Consider the following 17,522-nt stretch of genomic DNA (forward strand, 5'->3'; position numbering starts at 1 on the left):
TGAAGGGGAGGGGATTTTAAGGTTTCGTAGGTTGGGCTTGATACTTACGCGGCTCTTTTGTGAATATTTTCACCCGCACCCAAATCCCGCAAAGGATGCTGCTCTGCCGTCCAAAGACGCGCAAAGTAACGCTCACCGTTCTGCAACTGCAATTCACCCAGGCTACCCGGCAACCATTGCGGTTTCTGATCCTTGTCCACGATCAAAGCCCGTATCCCTTCGGCAAAATCGTGACCTTGCGCACATGCCAGCGCTGCAACTAACTCCATGCGAAAGACTTCTGCCAGCGAAAAATGCTTGCCGCGTTCCTGCAAGGCATGTGCCAACCAGGCGGAAGTCGGGCTGCCTTTTTGCAGGCTGCTGACGGCTTTTTGCAGCCAGGGATGTTCTTCCTGCTGTGCTGCATCTATCGCCAATATTTCCGCGACGATGGCAGGCAAATCAGCCGCACTGCACAGGCGATTGATAAAGTCGAAATTGGCACGCAAGGGGCCAGTGGTGTCGCTGGATTGCGCCGAGAATTCATGAAGGATTTGGCTCAAGCGTTGGTGGTTCTGATATGTTTGATTGCTCCAGGCAGCAGCCTGCAAAGTCGTCAGCACATCTGTCTTACTGGCATGTGGCAAGGCCACGTCGGCCAGTTTCACAAACAGTGCATCGCTGGCATTGATACTGGCACCCGTCAATGCCAAAAACAAACCCAGCTTGCCCGGCATGCGGTTCAGGAACCAGGTGCCGCCTACATCGGGGAACAGGCCTATGGCTATCTCTGGCATGGCGAGGCGGGATTTTTCTGTGACGACGCGGTGGCTGGCACCGGCCATCAAGCCTATGCCGCCACCCATGACGATGCCGTGGCCCCAGCATAATATGGGTTTGCGGTAGGTATGGATTTGATAGTCGAGGCGGTATTCCTGTTCAAAAAATTCCAGCGCATAGGCATTGCCGAGCAAGTCGTCTTTGTTATCCGATGCATGATGCTCGCGCATGCTGGCGTACAGGTTTTGCAAGTCACCGCCTGCGCAAAATGCTTTTTCGCCAGCGGCTTGCAAGACCACCATGGCGATGCTGCTGTCTTCATCCCAGGTTTGCAATTGCTTGCCCAGTAATTGCACCATTTCCATGGACAGTGCATTCAGGGTTTTTTCTGAATTGAGGGTGGCCACGCCTAGTTGCATGCCATTGGCAGCAGGCAGGGTGTGGAACCGGACTGGGGAGTCGCTCATGCATTCCTCCACACGGGTGGGCGTTTTTCCAAAAAGGCAGTAACGCCTTCTTTTTGATCGGCAGTATCAAACAAGGCCAGGAAGGCTTCGCGTTCTTGTGGGAGCACGGTGTTCATGGGTTGCTGGCGCGCACCCTGTATCAGTTGCTTGCATGCCTTGACGCTACTGGGGCTTTGCTTGCCAACCTGTTTGGCCAGTGCCAGTGCGTGTTCCAGTGCGCCGCCAGTGGCGACCACTTCTTCCACCAGGCCTATGCGCAGGGCGGTGGCAGCATCGACACGTTCACCGCACAAGATCAGGCGCTTGGCCCAGCCTTCACCGACCAGCCATGCAAGATTTTGTGTGCCGCCAGCGCAAGGCAGCAAGCCGACTGCGGCTTCTGGCAAGGCCATCTGTGCGTGAGTTTCGGCAATGCGCAAATCGCAAGCCAGTGCGCATTCGAGGCCACCACCCATGGCATAGCCATTGATGGCGGCGATGGAAACACCGCGGAAGCGGCTCAGGGTTTCAAATGCTTCACCAAAGCGGCGTGCCATGTCAAGTGCCACGGCCTTGTCGCCATCGGCAAACAGCTTCAAATCTGCCCCGGCAGAAAAGAATTTTTGGCCTGAGCCTGTGATGACAAGGCTATAGATATCTGCATCCGCATTGAGGTCATTGACGAGTTGCGTCAATGCCTGCAAACCCGCAGCAGTCCAGGTATTGGCGGGTGGGTTGGCCAGGGTCACCAGGGCAGTGTGGCCGATGATTTCGCATTGCAGATTGGTGTAGTTACTATAATTTATGTGGTGGCTCATAAAAATTCCTCGCTTGCGGGTTGGTTTAGCATGTGGCGGGCGACGATGACGCGCATGATTTCATTCGTGCCTTCGAGTATCTGGTGCACCCTGACATCGCGCAGGAAACGCTCCAGTGGGTATTCGCGTATATAGCCGTAACCGCCGTGGATTTGCAGTGCTTCATTGCAGACGGCAAAGCCGGTGTCGGTTGCCAGGCGCTTGGCCATGGCGCAATACACTGAGGCATTGTCTGCCTTGCTGTCGAGCTTGCTGGCGGCGAGACGCACCATCTGGCGCGCTGCGACCAGCTCGGTTTGCATGTCGGCCAGCTTGAATTGCAACACCTGGAAGTCAGACAGTTTTTTCTGGAACTGCATGCGCTCATTCATATACGCTTGCGCGCTATTGAGTGCTGACTGCGCCGCACCGATGGAGCAGGTGGCGATGTTGATGCGGCCACCATCCAGGCCACGCATGGCAATGCGAAAGCCTTCGCCTTCTTCACCCAGCAAGTGGCTGCGCGGTATGCGTACCTGGTCAAAATTGACGGTGCGGGTGGGCTGGCTGTTCCAGCCCATCTTGTCTTCTTTCTTGCCATAGCTAATGCCGGGCAAATCTGCCGGTACCGCAAAGGCAGAGATACCGCCAGCACCATCGCCACCTGTGCGCGCCATGACGACCAGCATATTGGTGGCACCTGCGCCCGAGATAAAGGCCTTGCTGCCATCGAGGATATAGCTGTCGCAATCGAGGCGGGCGCTGGTGCGCAGTGAGGCCGCGTCAGAGCCTGAGCCAGCTTCGGTCAGGCAATACGAAGCCAGTTTCTTGCCTGCGGCCAGCCTGGGCACCCATTTCTGCTGCACTTCTGGCGTGCCCCAGTTGGCGATCATCCAGCTCGCCATATTGTGTATCGTGATATAAGCCGTGGTCGAAGGGCAGGCGCGCGCCAGCTCTTCAAAAATGATGGCTGCATCCAGCCGAGTCAGACCCAGCCCGCCCAGCTCTTCCGGCACATACAGCCCGCAAAATCCCAGCTCCCCGGCATGGGCGATGACGTCCAGTGGGAAGTGGGAAGTGGCATCCCAATGCGCAGCTTGCGCCGTCATTTCATGGGCGGCGAAGCTGCGGGCAGATTGCTGGTAGGCGCGCTGGTCTTCACTAAGATCGAAGTCCATGATGGCCTCCGATTACTTCAGTGAGATGGTGGTATTCACCTTGCCAGCGCTGACGCTGTCATCAAACCAGCGTGCCGTGATGGTCTTGGTCTGGGTGTAGAACTGGATGACCTGCTTGCCATAAGGCCCCAGGTCACCGAGTTTGGATGCACGTGAGCCAGTAAATGAGAACAGAGGTACAGGCACAGGGATAGGCACGTTGATGCCGATCTGGCCTACATCGATATCTTCTTCAAAGGTGCGGGCGGCAGCGCCAGACTGGGTGAACAGTGCGGTGCCATTGCCGTTAGGGTTGGCATTGATGATGGCGATGGCGTCGGCCAGAGTATCTGCCTGCATGATGCACAATACCGGGCCAAAGATTTCTTCTTCATACACACGCATGCCTGGCTTGACGCCAGTGAAGACAGTAGGGCCGACGAAGTTGCCATGCTCATAGCCTGGCACTTGTGGTGCGCGGCCATCCAGCACCAGTGTCGCACCTTCAGCAATACCTTGGGCGATCAGGCTTTCTACGCGTTCTTTGGCAGTACATGAAATGACCGGGCCTATGTCCGTATTAGCTTCTGCACCTGCATTGATCTTGAGGCTACGGGCGCGGTTTAGCAAGTCTGGCACCCACTGGTTTGCTTCACCAACCAGGATGACCACAGACAGCGCCATGCAACGCTGGCCAGCCGCACCAAAGGCAGCACCGGCGAGGTTGTTCAGGGTTTGTTCTTTATTCGCATCTGGCAGGACGATGGCGTGGTTCTTGGCACCCATCATGCACTGTGCACGTTTGCCCGCCAGTGTCGCGCGATTGTAAACATGTGTACCCACGCGGGTAGAACCAACGAAGGACACGGCCTTGATATCAGGGTGGTCGCAAATTGCATTGACGATGTCTTCACCACCATGTACCACATTCAGCACGCCAGGCGGCACACCAGCCTGCATGGCCAGCTCAGCCAGGCGCATGGTGACCATGGGGTCTTGCTCGGACGGTTTCAGGATGAAGGTATTGCCGCAAGCAATCGCCATAGGGAACATCCACAGCGGTATCATGGCCGGGAAGTTGAAAGGGGTGATGCCAGCGCACACGCCCAGCGGCTGGTTCAGGGTATAGGTATCAACACCGCTGGCAACGTTGTTGGCGATTTCGCCCATTTGCAGGTTGCCGATATTGGCGGCGTGCTCGACTACTTCCAGTCCGCGGAAGATATCGCCTTCAGCATCAGCCAGGGTCTTGCCCTGTTCGGCTGTCAACAATGCGGCCAGCTCGGCCATGTTTTCGCGTATCAGTTGCTGGTATTTGAGAAAGATGCGGGCACGTGTACCTATCGCTGTCTTGCGCCAGGTCTTGAAAGCGGCCTTGGCAGCATCGACTGCGGCCTGCATTTCATCTGGCGTGGCAAACGGCACATGGGCCAGCACCTGTTGCGTGGCCGGGTTGATCACATTGCGCCATTGCGTGGATTTGGAGTCTATCAGTTCGCCGTTGATGAGCAGTTTGACGTTGGGAGCCTGGGTAAGAGTAGACATGATGCTTTCCTAAACCTTCCTGATTGCGCACGGACAGACGGCGGGCCACGCCCGCAACAACAGCCGCACTGATGCCTGAAAAACAGGGCGGCCACCGCATGCAGAAACCTGCTGCAGCAACCATCCTGACCATGGGCATGCGCCGTGTGGACGTACACCCGCCACGCACCTTCCGTACGTGACCAGACCTTGGGAAAAAAAGTAAGAAGCAATGTTGAAGACAAGCACCCGCCCGCCATCAGGCGTGCCATGCCATATCCCAAACACCGCCTTCCGCAATGTTTTTCTCAGCGATCAACAGGCCGGTATCCGGGCTTGCAAGTCTTGTTACATCGCCTTCCCAGTCATGCATGACCAGTGGCGTGGATGATGTAACCGCACTTGCCTACCGTTGCGGAGGCAGCAGGGGCTTGGAACATATTTACTATCTTAAGCGCGAGCGCGATCGTAAACACGTATTTAGGTCTTGATAGCTACTGTCACTTGTTAGCGACAGCGATCAGGACGACCACTTTCCCGTTTAACACAGCCCAAGAGATTGAGCCGTGCACCTGTTATTTTTAGAATAGCATAAGAATTGACGTTAACGTAAACGTTAATTGGTGAAAAAAATTCAAGATGAGTTTTACCAGCGTGGCAGTGGCTCCCAAATAATAAATAATCAACAATATTCAATTTTATTGTATATTTAAAATGTTGCATGTATCACATCTCTTTAAGCCCTGATGCGGTGCTGAAGGTTTTACCATCTGTATCAAATAAGGTCATGGAAATGAATTTCTTCAAAATCGGAAAAACGCTTGTCTTCAGTTTTTGGCTGTTTTTATCTGATTCGGCTATGTCCGCCACGTATGAGTTTGATTCAGAAAATAAGCTCTTGCGCATGACGGGTGAGATCGTTGATGCGGATGCGAAGCCTATGCTTGCTTATTTACGCCAGGGTGTAGAAACCATCATCGTCCGCTCCGGTGGTGGCAGCGTGGTGGGGGCGCTTGCCATGGCAAAGGAAATCAATAAAAGAAAAATCCATCTCATCGTTGATCGATATTGCATGTCTTCGTGTGCGAATTATCTATTTGTTGCCGCATATAGAAAGTCACTTTTACCTGAATCCGTCCTGGGTTTTCATGGCGGGATTTACGGAATTGCACCCATCGAGGAATCACGCTCAAATAGAACAAAAGCTAGCTCTGTTTCCATGTCAGCTTTTTGGCGAGAAGATGACGCATTTTTCAAGGTAATTGGCTTTAACAAAGAGCTCTTAAAAAGATCGCATGAACTAACTGCGCCAGCAATACAGACGACTACGTATAAAGTGTCAGCCAGAGGAGAGAATTACACATTTGATTCTGAGAATGAATTCAAAGACTTTTTAGGTGACTTGATACAGAAAAAAGAGAAATTCGGCATATCGATTACCGTCAATGGCACCTCTGATTCAATCGCGTATTTCCCCGACGAAAAAACCTTGTCGAGGTATGGTGTAAAAGGGATAGAGGCCTATCCGTATCCTAAAGATAAACAGGAAATGGACTTGCTGGCAAAAACTGTCGATGAGAAATTTCAGTTGATTGGAGATTTTTAGTGCGGTGAGCTCACAGGCGAAAAAATGCCTGCTATCTTCAAAGTCGAAACGCCATTATTTCTCAGCTATGTTGACAAATCTATACGAGTCGTCGCTATAAAACCATCTCTCATTGTGTTTTTCCACCTTGCCCACATTGCCCAGCAAGACTAATAGACAAGAATGTTTGGTGATGTGCAGAAGCACATCGTCGCCTTGCCAGGTCGCGACATCACTGGCCATGTTCACCAGTGTGGGGATCTCTTGGGGGCTTGCAACTGAAAGAAATTTATACCTAGGACTTACGCAAAACCGCCCCAGCTGCGTTGCAGCTCCTGGTCGTCCTAAAGCACTGTCTTCGTCGCTGACGCCTTGCTGGGACAATTTTGCGTAAGTCCTGCTTATACGTGATAATGTTGAAATATCGCTTTAAAGTGATATATTGAATTTATTGCTTTTGAGTGATAACTTGAAGTCATTGCTTCAAAGTGATCATCGTTTCCTATCATCGTTTCCTATTAGGCAATGACATGTTCAGGCTAGGGAGGGCAGAGAACATCATGGACTACCGAATCAGTCTGGCAACACAGCTTAGCAGCCATCTCAAATCCTTGCGCAGTCAACAGGGCCTGTCTCAGGCCGCCTTGGGCAAATTACTGGGCGTGGGGCAGGTGAGGATTGCCAATATTGAAAATAACCCCGGTGCGGTAAGCCTGGACCAGATGCTGAGCATCCTGCATTTGCTCGGCTGTGGTTTGTCTATCTATAAGCGTGATGAAGTTAAGACTGCAGCAGGCAAACCCGATAACGACACCAAACCGGATTGGTAATCATGAACAAGGCTCGTATTCATCGCTCACTCAATGTCTGGATGAACGGCTTGCTGGTTGGTGTGTGGAGCTGGGATCGTACAGATACGCATCAATTTGAGTATGAAGAAAGCTGGATCAGATCGCCTGCGGCTCGTTCACTGTCACTCTCTTTACCTATTACGGCAGGCAAGAATATCTTGCGTGGCCCGGCGGTAAAAAACTACTTTGACAATCTTCTACCTGACAATAAAAAAATCAGGCAACGCATAAGCCATCGTTATCAACTGCTGTCCACAAATGTGCCAGACTTGCTCGAAGCTCTAGGGCGAGACTGCGTCGGTGCTGTACAAATTCTACCGCTCGACATGGAGCCAGACGGCTTTGACAAAGTTACCGCGACCAGACTAAGGGACAGTGAAGTTGAAAAGCTGTTGCTGAATGTGACCAGTGATGATGATAGCGACATCATCGACGATTTCCGCATTTCACTGGCGGGGGCACAAGAAAAAACCGCATTGCTCTGGTATGAGGGGCAATGGCACGTACCCCATGGCGCAACGCCAACGACACATATCCTGAAACTGCCTTTAGGCCTGATTGGCGGCATGCGCGCCGATATGTCAGGTTCCATAGAAAATGAATGGCTATGCATGCGTATCATGAATGCACTGAGATTTGAAGTAGCCAAGGCTGACATCGCACAATTTGGCACGCAAAAAGTGCTGGTGGTGGAACGTTTTGACAGAAAATGGATGGGGCAAGACTGGATAGCCAGATTACCGCAAGAAGATTTCTGCCAGGCCAGCGGCATTGCACCGGACAACAAATATGATGCCGATGGTGGACCCGGCATTGCGCAATGTCTGCACATACTGGAAGGTAGTGTCAGCGCAGCGAAAGATAAACTGAATTTTGCATTGATGAACCTGGCATTCTGGTTGCTGGCAGCGACAGATGGTCATGCCAAAAACTTCTCAATTTCTCTGCATGCCGGTGGTGATTACCACATGACACCGATGTACGATATTCTGTCAGCCTGGCCGGTGATAGGGCGTGGTGCAAATCAATTGCAGGAAAAGAAAATCAAGATGGCCATGGCTTTGAGGTCAAAGAATGCGCTCTTCAAAATGAGTGAGATGCATGTACGACATTGGCAGGGGCTGGCCGCGCAGACGGGTGTTGTGGATGGTTTTGCGCAAATGCAGCGACTGATTCAACATGTGCCAGATGCCTTGGCGCAGGTTGAGCACGAATTGCCAGTACATTTTCCTGAGCAGATTTGGAGCAGCATTCGGGATGGCATGCTCAGGCAGCAGTTGCGGTTTTTTTCGGAAGTGGATAGCAAGTTACTTTGAGAAAATGAGAAATTTTGGGGAGCGAAAAATTAAACGAGATTTGATTTTTACCAATTACAGATGCGAGAAATGCCCAATTCAACTCAAAACAAAAGGCAAATAGCCCTGGCCCTTATCAAAGCGCTGGCAGATTTTATCGCTTCAGGTGTTGCTGCTCCAGAAATGATAAGCGCCGCAAAAAAATACTGAAGCACTGGTTTTGCGTCTTATTTCTATCGCACTAATGTCTTGGTTGAAATCCAGGGCGCGTGTATCAGAGATGTCGGGAATGCATGCGAGTGATGCGGGTTCAGCAAAAGCGGATTTGTTGCGATTGGTTGCGAACGATAGTTTTTTCTCGCAAGTTTTTATAATCGTTGATGAGAAAGTGAAACTTTATCAAGAAGCATCGGCAGAAGATGTCAGCGAGATTGTGAGACTTGCGCATGAACTTTATAACCCGCCTCGTTTTGCGACAGTGCGCAGAAACCAAATACAGGAATGACATTTTTTGAACAGCGTAAATACACTGACTCGCAACACTTGGAATCAGAACATTCGAACCTCAAAGAACCTGATATAAACAATTGTGACGACACGTTACGAACGCCACTTCAGCGCCAGTCCGGTTAATTTTAGCCAAAAGCATGAAAGCAAAAGGCACTTACTCACAATTCAGTGAACATGTGCCTCATGCATCAAATCAAGCTAGTTTACTAAAACCCATCAGCAACAACCCTGATGCTCCTTATCATCCACTGCCACAGTCGCCCTCAGCAACTTGGCAGCCTGCACCATGTTCTCCAGCGCAGCTATTGTCTCTGGCCAGTCGCGGGTTTTGAGGCCGCAGTCGGGGTTGACCCAGAGGCGGGCGTCGGGGAGGACGCTGCGGGCTTTTTGTAGCAGCCTTTGCATTTCTGTGACCTTGGGTACGCGTGGCGAGTGGATGTCGTAGACGCCGGGGCCGATGTCATTCGGGTAGGCGAATTCGCCGAAGCCGTCGAGCAATTCCATGTCCGAGCGCGAGGTTTCTATCGTGATGACGTCGGCATCCATGGCGGCGATCCAGGGCAGGATGTCGTTGAATTCTGAATAGCACATGTGGGTATGGATTTGCGTATCATCCCTGACGACGGCTGAACTGAGTTTGAAAGTGCGTACTGCCCAGTCGAGGTAGGCGGACCAGTCTTGCTGTTTCAACGGCAATCCTTCACGGAAGGCGGGTTCGTCGATTTGTATCATGCCTATGCCCGCTTTCTCGAGGTCGGCAACTTCATCGCGCAGGGCCAGGGCGATTTGTAAGGCGGTGGTAGAGCGTGGCTGGTCGTCGCGCACGAAGGACCATTGCAGCATGGTGACGGGGCCAGTCAGCATGCCTTTCATGGGTTTGCTGGTCAGGCTCTGGGCGTATTGGCTCCAGCTGACGGTCATGGCTTCTGGCCTATACACGTCTCCATAGATGAAGGGCGGTTTGACGCAGCGTGAACCATAGCTTTGTACCCAGCCATTGAGTGTGAAGCCGTAGCCCCAGAGTTGTTCGCCGAAGTATTCGACCATGTCATTGCGTTCTGGCTCGCCGTGGACCAGCACGTCGATGTCCAGCTTTTCTTGTTGCTCAACGACGAGACGGATTTCTGCGCGCATGGCTTCCAGGTATTCCAGATGCGACAAGTCACCGCGCTTATAGGCGGCACGTGCCTGGCGTATGGTTTTGGTTTGTGGGAAGGAGCCTATGCTGGTCGTGGGGAATAGCGGTAGCGCAAAGCGCTGCTGTTGCTGGCTGATGCGCTGGGTAAATGCATTGTGGCGTGTCACATCTTGTTCAGTCACAGCAGCCAGGCGTTTTTGTACGATGGGGTTGTGGATGCGAACTGACGTGCGGCGGCTGGCGACGGCCTGGTCAGCCGCCTTGAACTGATGGGCGACGCTGGCAGCATTGCCATTCAGTGCTTGTTTCAGGGCGACGATTTCATCGAGTTTTTGCGTCGCGAAAGCCAGCCAGCTCAGGGTTTCCGCATCGAGTGCGGTTTCTGCTGCCAGATCAACTGGTACGTGCTGTAATGAGCAGCTTGTGGCCAGCCACAAGTTGTCACCGAGTTGTGTATGGGCGGCTTGCAAGTCGGCCAGCAGGGCTGTCAGGTCAGCCCGCCAGATATTGCGGCCATCGATGACGCCGGCGGACAATACGCGGTCTTGCGGCCAGTTGGCCAGCAGGGCAGGCAGTTGCTGTGGTGCGCGTACCAGGTCCAGGTGCAGGCCTGCGATAGGCAGGGCATGCAGCAGGGTGGTGCGTTCTTGTACTGATTCGAAATAAGTGGATAGCAGGATCTTGGGTGTGTTTTGTGCCAGGGCATTGTAAGCCAGCACAAAGGCGTCCAGCCAGGCGTTGTCCAGATCCAGTGCCAGAATAGGCTCATCTATCTGCACCCATTCAACGCCTTGTTCTTGCAGGCGGGCCAGCAGGAGCTGGTAGGCGGGGATGATCCTGGGTAGCAAATCGAGTTTGATGTCCAGACCGCTTTTGATTTTGCCGAGGTAGAGCAGGGTCAAAGGGCCAACCAGGGTTGCTTTGGCGGTGTGGCCCAGGTACTGTGCTTGTGCCAGTTCTTCAAACAGCCAGTCTACGCCGCCATCAAAGCTGGTGTCGGCTGTCCATTCAGGTACGAGGTAATGGTAGTTGGTGTCAAACCATTTGGTCATTTCCATGGCAAAGTGCTCTGGGTTGCCACGGGCGGCGACGTAGTAGTCTGCCAGGCTCAGTTTTTTTGCATCAAAGCCAAAGCGCGTGGGCAGGGCACCCAGCAAGGCCAGGGTGTTCAAGACCTGGTCATACCAGGCAAAGTCGCCAACGCTGACCATATCCAGGCCAGCCTGCTTCTGCAAACCCCAGTGGCGGGCGCGCAAGTCGCTGCCGGTTTCACGCAGGGTAGTTTCTGTGATGTCGCCGCGCCAGAAGGATTCTTGCGCGAATTTCAATTCTCTTTGGGCGCCTATACGGGGGAAGCCCAGGGTGTGTGCTGTGGTTGTCATTTCATTCTCCTATCATGGGAGGACTTATGCAAAACTGCCCCAGCTGCGTTGCAGCGCCTAGCCGTACTATTCGTACTGTCTTCGTCGCTGACGCCTTGCTGGGACAATTTTGCAAAAGTCCTGTGGGTGTTCGCATGATGAGTTAGAATTGACTATGATTCAAACGACATATTTTAAGAATCATCTTGAATTTTATTCATAATGAGGCCTGCAAGGCCAGGAGATCATGCATTCCATACTAGAACTACGCCACCTGAAAACCCTGCATGCCCTGCGCGAATCCGGCAATTTGTTGCGGGCTGCGGTCTTGCTGAATGTCACCCAGTCTGCCCTGTCACACCAGATCAAGTTGTTGGAAGAGCATCACGGCACGCCGCTATTCGAGCGCAAGACCACACCCATACGCTTCACGCCTGCGGGTGAGCGCCTGCTGCAGCTGGCCGACAGCGTCTTGCCGCAAGTCGCCAATTGTGAGCGCGACCTCGCTCGTCTGGCGCAGGGCGTGGCAGGGCAGTTGCGTATCGCGGTGGAATGTCATACCTGTTTTGACTGGCTCATGCCAGCCATGGACTTGTTCCGCCAGCGCTGGCCTGAAGTGGAACTGGATATTGTGTCCGGTTTCCAGGCTGATCCTGTCGGGCTGCTGTATAGCCACAAGGCAGATGTCGCCATTGTCTCGGAAATGGATGCGGCTGAAAGCGTGGCTTATCATCCCCTGTTTCGTTTCGAGATCATTGCCCTGATTGCCAAAGACCATGCACTGGCCAAGCGTGATTATCTGGTGGCGCAAGACTTTGCGACCGATACCCTGATTACCTATCCCGTGCCGGATGAAATGCTGGATGTGGTGCGCCAGGTCTTGAAGCCCGCTGGTATAGACACCACACGCCGCACGACAGAACTGACAGTCGCCATGCTGCAACTGGTCGCCAGCAAGCGTGGCATAGCCACCTTGCCGGTATGGGCCGCACAAAACTATGTGAACCGCGATTATGTACTGCCCAAGCGCATTACCAAGGATGGGCTGACTGGCAGGCTCTATGCGGCCTGCCTGCCAGATTTGTCTGCCAAGGCTTACCTCAGCGATTTTGTGACCACGATACGGGAGAGCAGTTATTTGAATTTGCAGAGTATAGAGTTGATCTGAATGCGCGGCGATTGAGTGACAGTTCTGATATCCGTATGAATGGATGTTTTTAGCACTACGTCCTGTTCTGTAATTTTTGCATTCCAGACTGCTGTAACTGCATCCTGTCCTCTTCTTCTTGTTCACCCCCACGCTATGCCCTACATTCGCGTAGTTTGATCAATCTGGGGAAACTACATGAAGCAATGGGTAAAACGGATTTTGTTTGCAGGTGCAATGGTGCCGGTTCTGGCGCAGGCGCAGCTTGATTTGACAGCGTTGGATCGTGATATGACCGGGCCTCGTGCCCAGGTGCTGGTGTTGGGGACTGTGCATTTGCGTAGCATGCCAGCCAGCTTCAATCCTGCATCGCTGGGCGGTGTTCTCGATAAGTTGGCGAAATTCAAACCAGAGATTATTACGATAGAAACTGAATCAGGCGAAGAGTGCGACATGGCCGCCCGTCATGTTGCCAAATATGGTGCGGACTATTGTGCATCGGTCGAAGCAGCCAGGCTGGCTACGGGTTTGGATGCACCAGCGGCGATGGCTGAAGCAGACAAGATGCTGAAAGCCTGGCCAGAGCAGGCAACGGCGGCGCAGCGCCGTCGTCTGGCTGCCTTGTTCCTGGCATCGTACGATACCGCATCTGCCTATGTGCAATGGCTGCAATTGGCAGAAACTGAGCGCCGTGCTGGCGATGGCTTGAATGAGGTGCTGATTGCTCAACTCACGCAGACAGCAAAGCGCAATAACGAAAGTTACCAGATTGCTGCTCGCCTGGCAGCGCAACTGGGTTTGCAGCGTGTCCATGCGGTCGACAACCATACCGGTGATCGTATCGATGTAGCGGACATCAAAGCCTTTGTCCGTTCCATAGAGTCTGCATGGGCATCAGGTAATACTGGCTTGAATGTGCGAAAGAAACGTGAAGATGAACTGACGCTCGCCAATGACTTGTTGCCCCTGTACCGCTACATCAATGAACCTGAAAGTTTGCGCATATATGCAGAAGCCAACATTATCCCGTCGATGCGTGCGAAGTCAGCGGAAGGCTATCCGCAGATGTGGGTAGCGGGGTGGGAGATTCGTAATTTGCGCATGGTCGGCAATATTCGCGAGACTTTCCGCGAGCGTCCAGGTGCCCGCGTATTGTCTATCGTCGGTGTCTCCCATAAACCCTGGTTTGATAGCTGGCTGGGGCAGATGCAGGGGGTGGAGATTGTGGATGCGTTCGATATCCTGAAGTGAAGCGCCCCATATTTTTTGGGATAGAAATCTAGTGCGCCGGATACCTTTTATTAGATCGTCACTTTGGCCTGAACACCTTCCTCTTCGCTGCCAAATTGCTCAAGCCCACGCGCCAGTGATGAAACGCTGGGGTTTTCTACGAAGACACAGCGTTTGCCTGTGCGTTTGCAGAAATCCTTGACGCGCCAGTAGGCGGTGTGGCTGATGCAGCCGGTCTGGCAGATGACGAGATCGGCGGCGGCCAGGCTGGCGTCGAGCAGGCTTTGGTTGTCTTCGAGACCACCATCATGGTGGGCAAAGCGGCCGCCTATGCGTTCTATGAGGTCGCGGTAAGTGGGCACATTGCCACTGCGGCCACCTACGCACAGCACAGTTTTTTGCTTCAGGTGCAGGGTGATGGGGTAGACTTTTTCTTCTGGCTGTTGCCTGCTTTGTTCGGCTGCCTGTTCCTGTATGTCGGCGGTGGTTTTGCTGGCTTCTGCGAGTTTTTGTTTTAGCTCGCGTATCTGGTTTTCCATGTCGGTCTGGCGCACAGCCATTTGCTCGATTTTCTTGAGCAGGCGCTGGCGGGTTTCCAGCTCGGGGATTTCTGCTTTTAGCGCTGCGATATCGCAACTGAGGAAATGGATGCTGCTGTCCTTGCCTATGCTTTCTGCACGCAGTTGTATCAACTGGGTGTTTTGTTTTTCTATCTCGCGGGTTTTCTCAGCCAGGGCGCGGTTATGTCTTTCCTGCACGCGGCCCAGTTCGCGGGTCAATAATTTGTTTTGTTCAAGCAGGGCGTTGAAGCGGGCGATATCTATGCGTACGCTGGCACCTGCCTGGTGCTGCAGCATGTGCATGTCGCGGCATAAGCCGTCTTGCAAATCGGCATCGCAACGCGGGTGGGTCAGTGCGGCCCAGAACGCGCCAGCAACGTCGCCCTTGTCGATGGCGGCCAGCCACAGTCGGGTGACTGCTTCTACTGTCTTTGCGCCGCGAAATTCCTGTATGGTGCGGGCATAGCGTTGTTCCAGCTCTTGCTGTATGGCTTCTGAGAGGCGATTGCGGCGACCACATTCGGCAATAGCGCCAACGTGGATTTCATAGTCTTCGGCAATAGCCTGGCCATTCATGGCCTTGTTGACGATGCGTCGCAGCGTAGTCAAGGGTATGCAGACGCCGATGACGGGGCAATGGCATTCATGCGTCAAATCCCAGATGCGGCGACGGCGTGACCCCGCTGGCGTGGCTTCTGGTGTTAGTGCAATACTATGTTTGTCATGTTCACACATACGGTAATCCTCTTGATACTTCTGACCAGGTGATGTTGCATAAGTTTGCTTGATGATTTGCTTAATGCATTTTTTTACCGGGTGCTATTTCAAAGCCGGTGACATGAGGTGCTTCCGGTGTTTTGGGCAGGCGCGCATCATAGCTTTCTATATTCAACTGGGCTTCTGCCAGCATATAGGCCAACACGCGGAAAGCCTCGACATCAAAGCGCAGGGACACATGGTTCAAAGACAGGTGGACTACCCCGCATTCAGGGCAGATCATGACTTCGCCGACTTTGCTTGAAGCCAGACCGAGGTGCTGGCACGAGTTGGCTGATGGCTGATGTTTCATGTGTTCCTCTGCGCTAGGCTTATTTGGTTTCTAAGTTGGATTTTTAGGTGCTGGGATACTGAGGCATGGATCAGGACGTGCATGCGTCTTGACGACATGGCTGACGTCGTACAGCGAGGTGTCGCCGGGCTTGTTGCCACTTGCATCTTCTACATAGCCATGGATTTGCAGGCTGGCTTGCTGGCTGGCAGGCAGCCATACCGGCACACCGAGGTCGCGCCTGACGTGACCATTGCCAGCAAGCAGGACGACACCACGGTCGGCATTGTCAGTGACGACCTTGGCCATCCAGACATCGCGGGCGACTTGCGCCCTGACCATGCTGGGAACGATATTGTCTGGCATCTTGCCGCAATGGCCGCTTTCCATGGCAGCACGCTGGCCATTAACTACTACGGTGGGCAAGGCTTGGTCGAGCTTGTAGCTGGTGATGGTGTTCTTGTCGAGCACAGCCGCATAGCCTTCACGCATGACGCGAGCCGCATCGCTGCGCGAAAGGTTGGCTGCCAGCAGCGGCAGTTTGTAATCGATGGCGAGCTGGATGACGGGGCGATAATGCGGCCATTCCCAGCGCTTGTTGCCGACCTTGCTGATGATGCAGTCGGCGTCGGTGCAAGCTGCCTGTGCCTGGGTAAGTTCGGCCTGGTTTTCGCGATCGAATTGTTCCATGGCGATGGCCGGGCGCCAGCCTGCGACGACCATTTTTTGCAGGTCAGCATAGCGGTGCGCATGTCCATCAGGGTTGTCATGGACTTCGCCCAATAATAATATCTTGCTGCCGCTGACTGGTTTTTCAGCCTGGGTCGCGCATGCTGATAAAAGGCTGGCCGTGGCCAAGCCTGCGAGTAGAGTTATTTTATGCATTGCTACCTGTATCCATATCGTCGATGTCCTGGCCTATGAACCACAGAACGCCACTTGGGTCTGTGAGAGTGAAGTCGCGCATGCCGTAAGCCTGTTCGACGATAGGGGTCAGGCGTACCTGGTATTTTTCTGCAATGCCGGATGACGCGATGGCCTGATACCAGCCTTCGGCATCGTCCACTAAAATGTGCATCATGAAATTATTGGTGTGATCTGCAAGGTAGAATTCTTGCAGCATGAAGCTGCAATGCTCATATTTGAGCTGGGCATAGCCGTCATCGCTGAAGATCAGTTCAAATCCCAGGTCCTGATAAAAAGCCAGGGAGATTTCATAGTTTTTTGCAGGCACATAGGCCTTGATATCCAGCATCTTCAGTTTTTGCATGATCTCTCTCATTTAACTTTGTTCCTGCTGGCTATGCACTTTTCCTGGCGCGTGATGAAGCGCGCAAAGGGGTGACCAGCAAATCACCTTCTTCATTATGCATGCAAGTCAGGGCGATATCATATAAGTCTTCCAGTGCCGGTACTGCTTCGCGGTTGCTGGCGATATCAGCGACGAGCTGGCCATTCTTTACCAGCAGCAGACGTTCAAATGCCTGCATCGCATGGTTGATGTCATGCAGGATGGCGACGATGGCATGCCGGCGTTCTGTCGCATATTCTTCGAGGCTGGCAAGCAGGTCAAATTGCAGGCCGGGGTCAAGTGCAGCCAGCGGTTCATCGACGAGTATCAGGCCATCGCGCTGGTCCCATAGCTGGGCAAAGATACGCGCCAGTTGTATGCGTGCCTGTTCACCGCCAGAAAGGCTGTCAAAGCGGCGGCCCAGCAAATGGGCAGCATGAGCCAGGCCTGCTGCTTGCCTGACGATGTTGGACAGTTCAGGATCATGGGCACGGCTGACGCGGCCCAGGCTGATGACCAGGTCGGTCTCCAGGCCAAAGGCCACATCACTGTTTTGTGGCAAGACGGCGCGCGAGCGGCTGAGTTCCATCAAGGACCAGCTTGCCAACGGACGCGACTGAAACGCGATGTTGCCGCTGCTGGTTTTCAATTCACGGGACAGCAGTTTCAGCAGTGTGGACTTGCCTGCACCGCTGGGGCCGAGTATGGCGACTTTTTCTGCCTTGGCTATAGTCAGGTTAAAAGGCCCAAAGTCTTTCTTGCCCAGTCTTGCACAGACTGCGTCAAGCTGGAGCAAACTCTGTTGTGTAGTGGTTTTCATTAA

General features: G+C 53.3%; 16 protein-coding genes and 1 riboswitch. Of the genes, 6 read left to right on the plus strand and 10 right to left on the minus strand.

The features are described from left to right. Window positions 1–44 precede the first annotated feature (44 nt). The 4 genes from Q8K39_RS05955 to Q8K39_RS05970 are packed head-to-tail and all read right to left on the minus strand — an operon-like array spanning window position 45 to window position 4,704. On the minus strand, window positions 45–1,226 hold the full coding sequence (locus Q8K39_RS05955; RefSeq protein WP_305258707.1) for an enoyl-CoA hydratase/isomerase family protein: 1,182 nt from the start codon (window positions 1,224–1,226) through the stop codon (window positions 45–47). After that, window positions 1,223–2,023: an enoyl-CoA hydratase gene (locus tag Q8K39_RS05960; RefSeq protein WP_305258708.1), complete on the minus strand. Its 801-nt coding sequence runs from the start codon at window positions 2,021–2,023 to the stop codon at window positions 1,223–1,225. The genes Q8K39_RS05955 and Q8K39_RS05960 overlap by 4 nt, the downstream gene beginning before the upstream one ends. Next, the gene (locus Q8K39_RS05965) at window positions 2,020–3,180 is read right to left on the minus strand and encodes an acyl-CoA dehydrogenase family protein (RefSeq protein ID WP_305258709.1); all 1,161 of its coding nucleotides are present in this window, start codon (window positions 3,178–3,180) and stop codon (window positions 2,020–2,022) included. Before Q8K39_RS05965 ends, Q8K39_RS05960 begins: the two co-directional genes overlap by 4 nt. Window positions 3,181–3,192: 12 nt before the next feature. Further along, a complete protein-coding gene (locus Q8K39_RS05970; protein WP_305258710.1) occupies window positions 3,193–4,704 on the minus strand; it encodes a CoA-acylating methylmalonate-semialdehyde dehydrogenase in 1,512 nt (503 codons plus the stop codon). A 282-nt stretch (window positions 4,705–4,986) separates the two neighbouring features. Next, window positions 4,987–5,274, minus strand: a riboswitch (cobalamin riboswitch). 130 nt (window positions 5,275–5,404) lie between these two features. Here Q8K39_RS05970 and Q8K39_RS05975 point away from each other — a divergent pair. The 4 genes from Q8K39_RS05975 to Q8K39_RS05990 all read left to right on the plus strand — a co-directional run bounded on the left by Q8K39_RS05975 (window position 5,405) and on the right by Q8K39_RS05990 (window position 8,919). Then, complete coding sequence (locus tag Q8K39_RS05975; protein ID WP_305258711.1) at window positions 5,405–6,289, plus strand: hypothetical protein; 885 nt, start codon at window positions 5,405–5,407, stop codon at window positions 6,287–6,289. A gap of 539 nt (window positions 6,290–6,828) precedes the next feature. Beyond that, window positions 6,829–7,098, plus strand: a complete 270-nt coding sequence (locus Q8K39_RS05980; RefSeq protein ID WP_305258712.1) for a helix-turn-helix domain-containing protein — start codon at window positions 6,829–6,831, stop codon at window positions 7,096–7,098. A gap of 2 nt (window positions 7,099–7,100) precedes the next feature. Then, window positions 7,101–8,435 (plus strand): type II toxin-antitoxin system HipA family toxin, encoded by a 1,335-nt coding sequence (locus tag Q8K39_RS05985; protein ID WP_305258713.1) that lies wholly within the window; start codon window positions 7,101–7,103, stop codon window positions 8,433–8,435. A 268-nt stretch (window positions 8,436–8,703) separates the two neighbouring features. Beyond that, entirely contained in the window at window positions 8,704–8,919 is a 216-nt protein-coding gene (locus Q8K39_RS05990; RefSeq protein ID WP_305258714.1) for a hypothetical protein, read from the plus strand. A gap of 221 nt (window positions 8,920–9,140) precedes the next feature. Here Q8K39_RS05990 and metE read toward each other — a convergent pair whose 3' ends face one another. Next, window positions 9,141–11,444 carry a 5-methyltetrahydropteroyltriglutamate--homocysteine S-methyltransferase gene (gene metE, locus Q8K39_RS05995; RefSeq protein ID WP_305258715.1) on the minus strand — a complete coding sequence of 768 codons (2,304 nt, stop codon included), beginning with the start codon at window positions 11,442–11,444 and terminating at the stop codon, window positions 9,141–9,143. A 223-nt stretch (window positions 11,445–11,667) separates the two neighbouring features. On the opposite strand from metE, the gene Q8K39_RS06000 reads away from it, so the two are divergent. Both Q8K39_RS06000 and Q8K39_RS06005 read left to right on the plus strand, forming a co-directional pair. Further along, on the plus strand, window positions 11,668–12,591 hold the full coding sequence (locus Q8K39_RS06000; RefSeq protein ID WP_305258911.1) for a LysR family transcriptional regulator: 924 nt from the start codon (window positions 11,668–11,670) through the stop codon (window positions 12,589–12,591). 177 nt (window positions 12,592–12,768) lie between these two features. Next, window positions 12,769–13,821: a DUF5694 domain-containing protein gene (locus Q8K39_RS06005; protein WP_305258716.1), complete on the plus strand. Its 1,053-nt coding sequence runs from the start codon at window positions 12,769–12,771 to the stop codon at window positions 13,819–13,821. Between the two features lie 50 nt (window positions 13,822–13,871). On the opposite strand, the gene Q8K39_RS06010 is transcribed toward Q8K39_RS06005, so the two are convergent. The 5 genes from Q8K39_RS06010 to Q8K39_RS06030 form a co-directional block, all read right to left on the minus strand. Continuing rightward, window positions 13,872–15,095 (minus strand): DUF2325 domain-containing protein, encoded by a 1,224-nt coding sequence (locus tag Q8K39_RS06010; RefSeq protein ID WP_305258717.1) that lies wholly within the window; start codon window positions 15,093–15,095, stop codon window positions 13,872–13,874. Between the two features lie 61 nt (window positions 15,096–15,156). Then, entirely contained in the window at window positions 15,157–15,429 is a 273-nt protein-coding gene (locus tag Q8K39_RS06015) for a hypothetical protein (protein ID WP_305258718.1), read from the minus strand. A 30-nt stretch (window positions 15,430–15,459) separates the two neighbouring features. Next, entirely contained in the window at window positions 15,460–16,293 is an 834-nt protein-coding gene (locus Q8K39_RS06020; RefSeq protein ID WP_305258719.1) for a ChaN family lipoprotein, read from the minus strand. Further along, window positions 16,286–16,678, minus strand: a complete 393-nt coding sequence (locus Q8K39_RS06025) for a VOC family protein (protein ID WP_305258720.1) — start codon at window positions 16,676–16,678, stop codon at window positions 16,286–16,288. The genes Q8K39_RS06020 and Q8K39_RS06025 overlap by 8 nt, the downstream gene beginning before the upstream one ends. Before the next feature lie 31 nt (window positions 16,679–16,709). After that, on the minus strand, window positions 16,710–17,519 hold the full coding sequence (locus Q8K39_RS06030) for an ATP-binding cassette domain-containing protein (RefSeq protein WP_305258721.1): 810 nt from the start codon (window positions 17,517–17,519) through the stop codon (window positions 16,710–16,712). Between the last annotated feature and the right edge of the window lie 3 nt (window positions 17,520–17,522).

This window comes from Undibacterium sp. (genome assembly GCF_030683615.1).
GTDB classification, from domain to species: Bacteria; Pseudomonadota; Gammaproteobacteria; order Burkholderiales; family Burkholderiaceae_D; genus Undibacterium; species Undibacterium umbellatum.

Bases quoted from the DNA above. Each gene is read 5' to 3' on its own strand.
- Q8K39_RS05955 (WP_305258707.1), bottom strand. From the start codon at position 1,226: ATGAGCGACTCCCCAGTCCGGTTCCACACCCTGCCTGCTGCCAATGGC.
- Q8K39_RS05960 (WP_305258708.1), bottom strand. From the start codon at position 2,023: ATGAGCCACCACATAAATTATAGTAACTACACCAATCTGCAATGCGAA.
- Q8K39_RS05965 (WP_305258709.1), bottom strand. From the start codon at position 3,180: ATGGACTTCGATCTTAGTGAAGACCAGCGCGCCTACCAGCAATCTGCC.
- Q8K39_RS05970 (WP_305258710.1), bottom strand. From the start codon at position 4,704: ATGTCTACTCTTACCCAGGCTCCCAACGTCAAACTGCTCATCAACGGC.
- Q8K39_RS05975 (WP_305258711.1), top strand. From the start codon at position 5,405: ATGTATCACATCTCTTTAAGCCCTGATGCGGTGCTGAAGGTTTTACCA.
- Q8K39_RS05980 (WP_305258712.1), top strand. From the start codon at position 6,829: ATGGACTACCGAATCAGTCTGGCAACACAGCTTAGCAGCCATCTCAAA.
- Q8K39_RS05985 (WP_305258713.1), top strand. From the start codon at position 7,101: ATGAACAAGGCTCGTATTCATCGCTCACTCAATGTCTGGATGAACGGC.
- Q8K39_RS05990 (WP_305258714.1), top strand. From the start codon at position 8,704: ATGCATGCGAGTGATGCGGGTTCAGCAAAAGCGGATTTGTTGCGATTG.
- metE (WP_305258715.1), bottom strand. From the start codon at position 11,444: ATGACAACCACAGCACACACCCTGGGCTTCCCCCGTATAGGCGCCCAA.
- Q8K39_RS06005 (WP_305258716.1), top strand. From the start codon at position 12,769: ATGAAGCAATGGGTAAAACGGATTTTGTTTGCAGGTGCAATGGTGCCG.
- Q8K39_RS06010 (WP_305258717.1), bottom strand. From the start codon at position 15,095: ATGTGTGAACATGACAAACATAGTATTGCACTAACACCAGAAGCCACG.
- Q8K39_RS06015 (WP_305258718.1), bottom strand. From the start codon at position 15,429: ATGAAACATCAGCCATCAGCCAACTCGTGCCAGCACCTCGGTCTGGCT.
- Q8K39_RS06020 (WP_305258719.1), bottom strand. From the start codon at position 16,293: ATGCATAAAATAACTCTACTCGCAGGCTTGGCCACGGCCAGCCTTTTA.
- Q8K39_RS06025 (WP_305258720.1), bottom strand. From the start codon at position 16,678: ATGCAAAAACTGAAGATGCTGGATATCAAGGCCTATGTGCCTGCAAAA.
- Q8K39_RS06030 (WP_305258721.1), bottom strand. From the start codon at position 17,519: ATGAAAACCACTACACAACAGAGTTTGCTCCAGCTTGACGCAGTCTGT.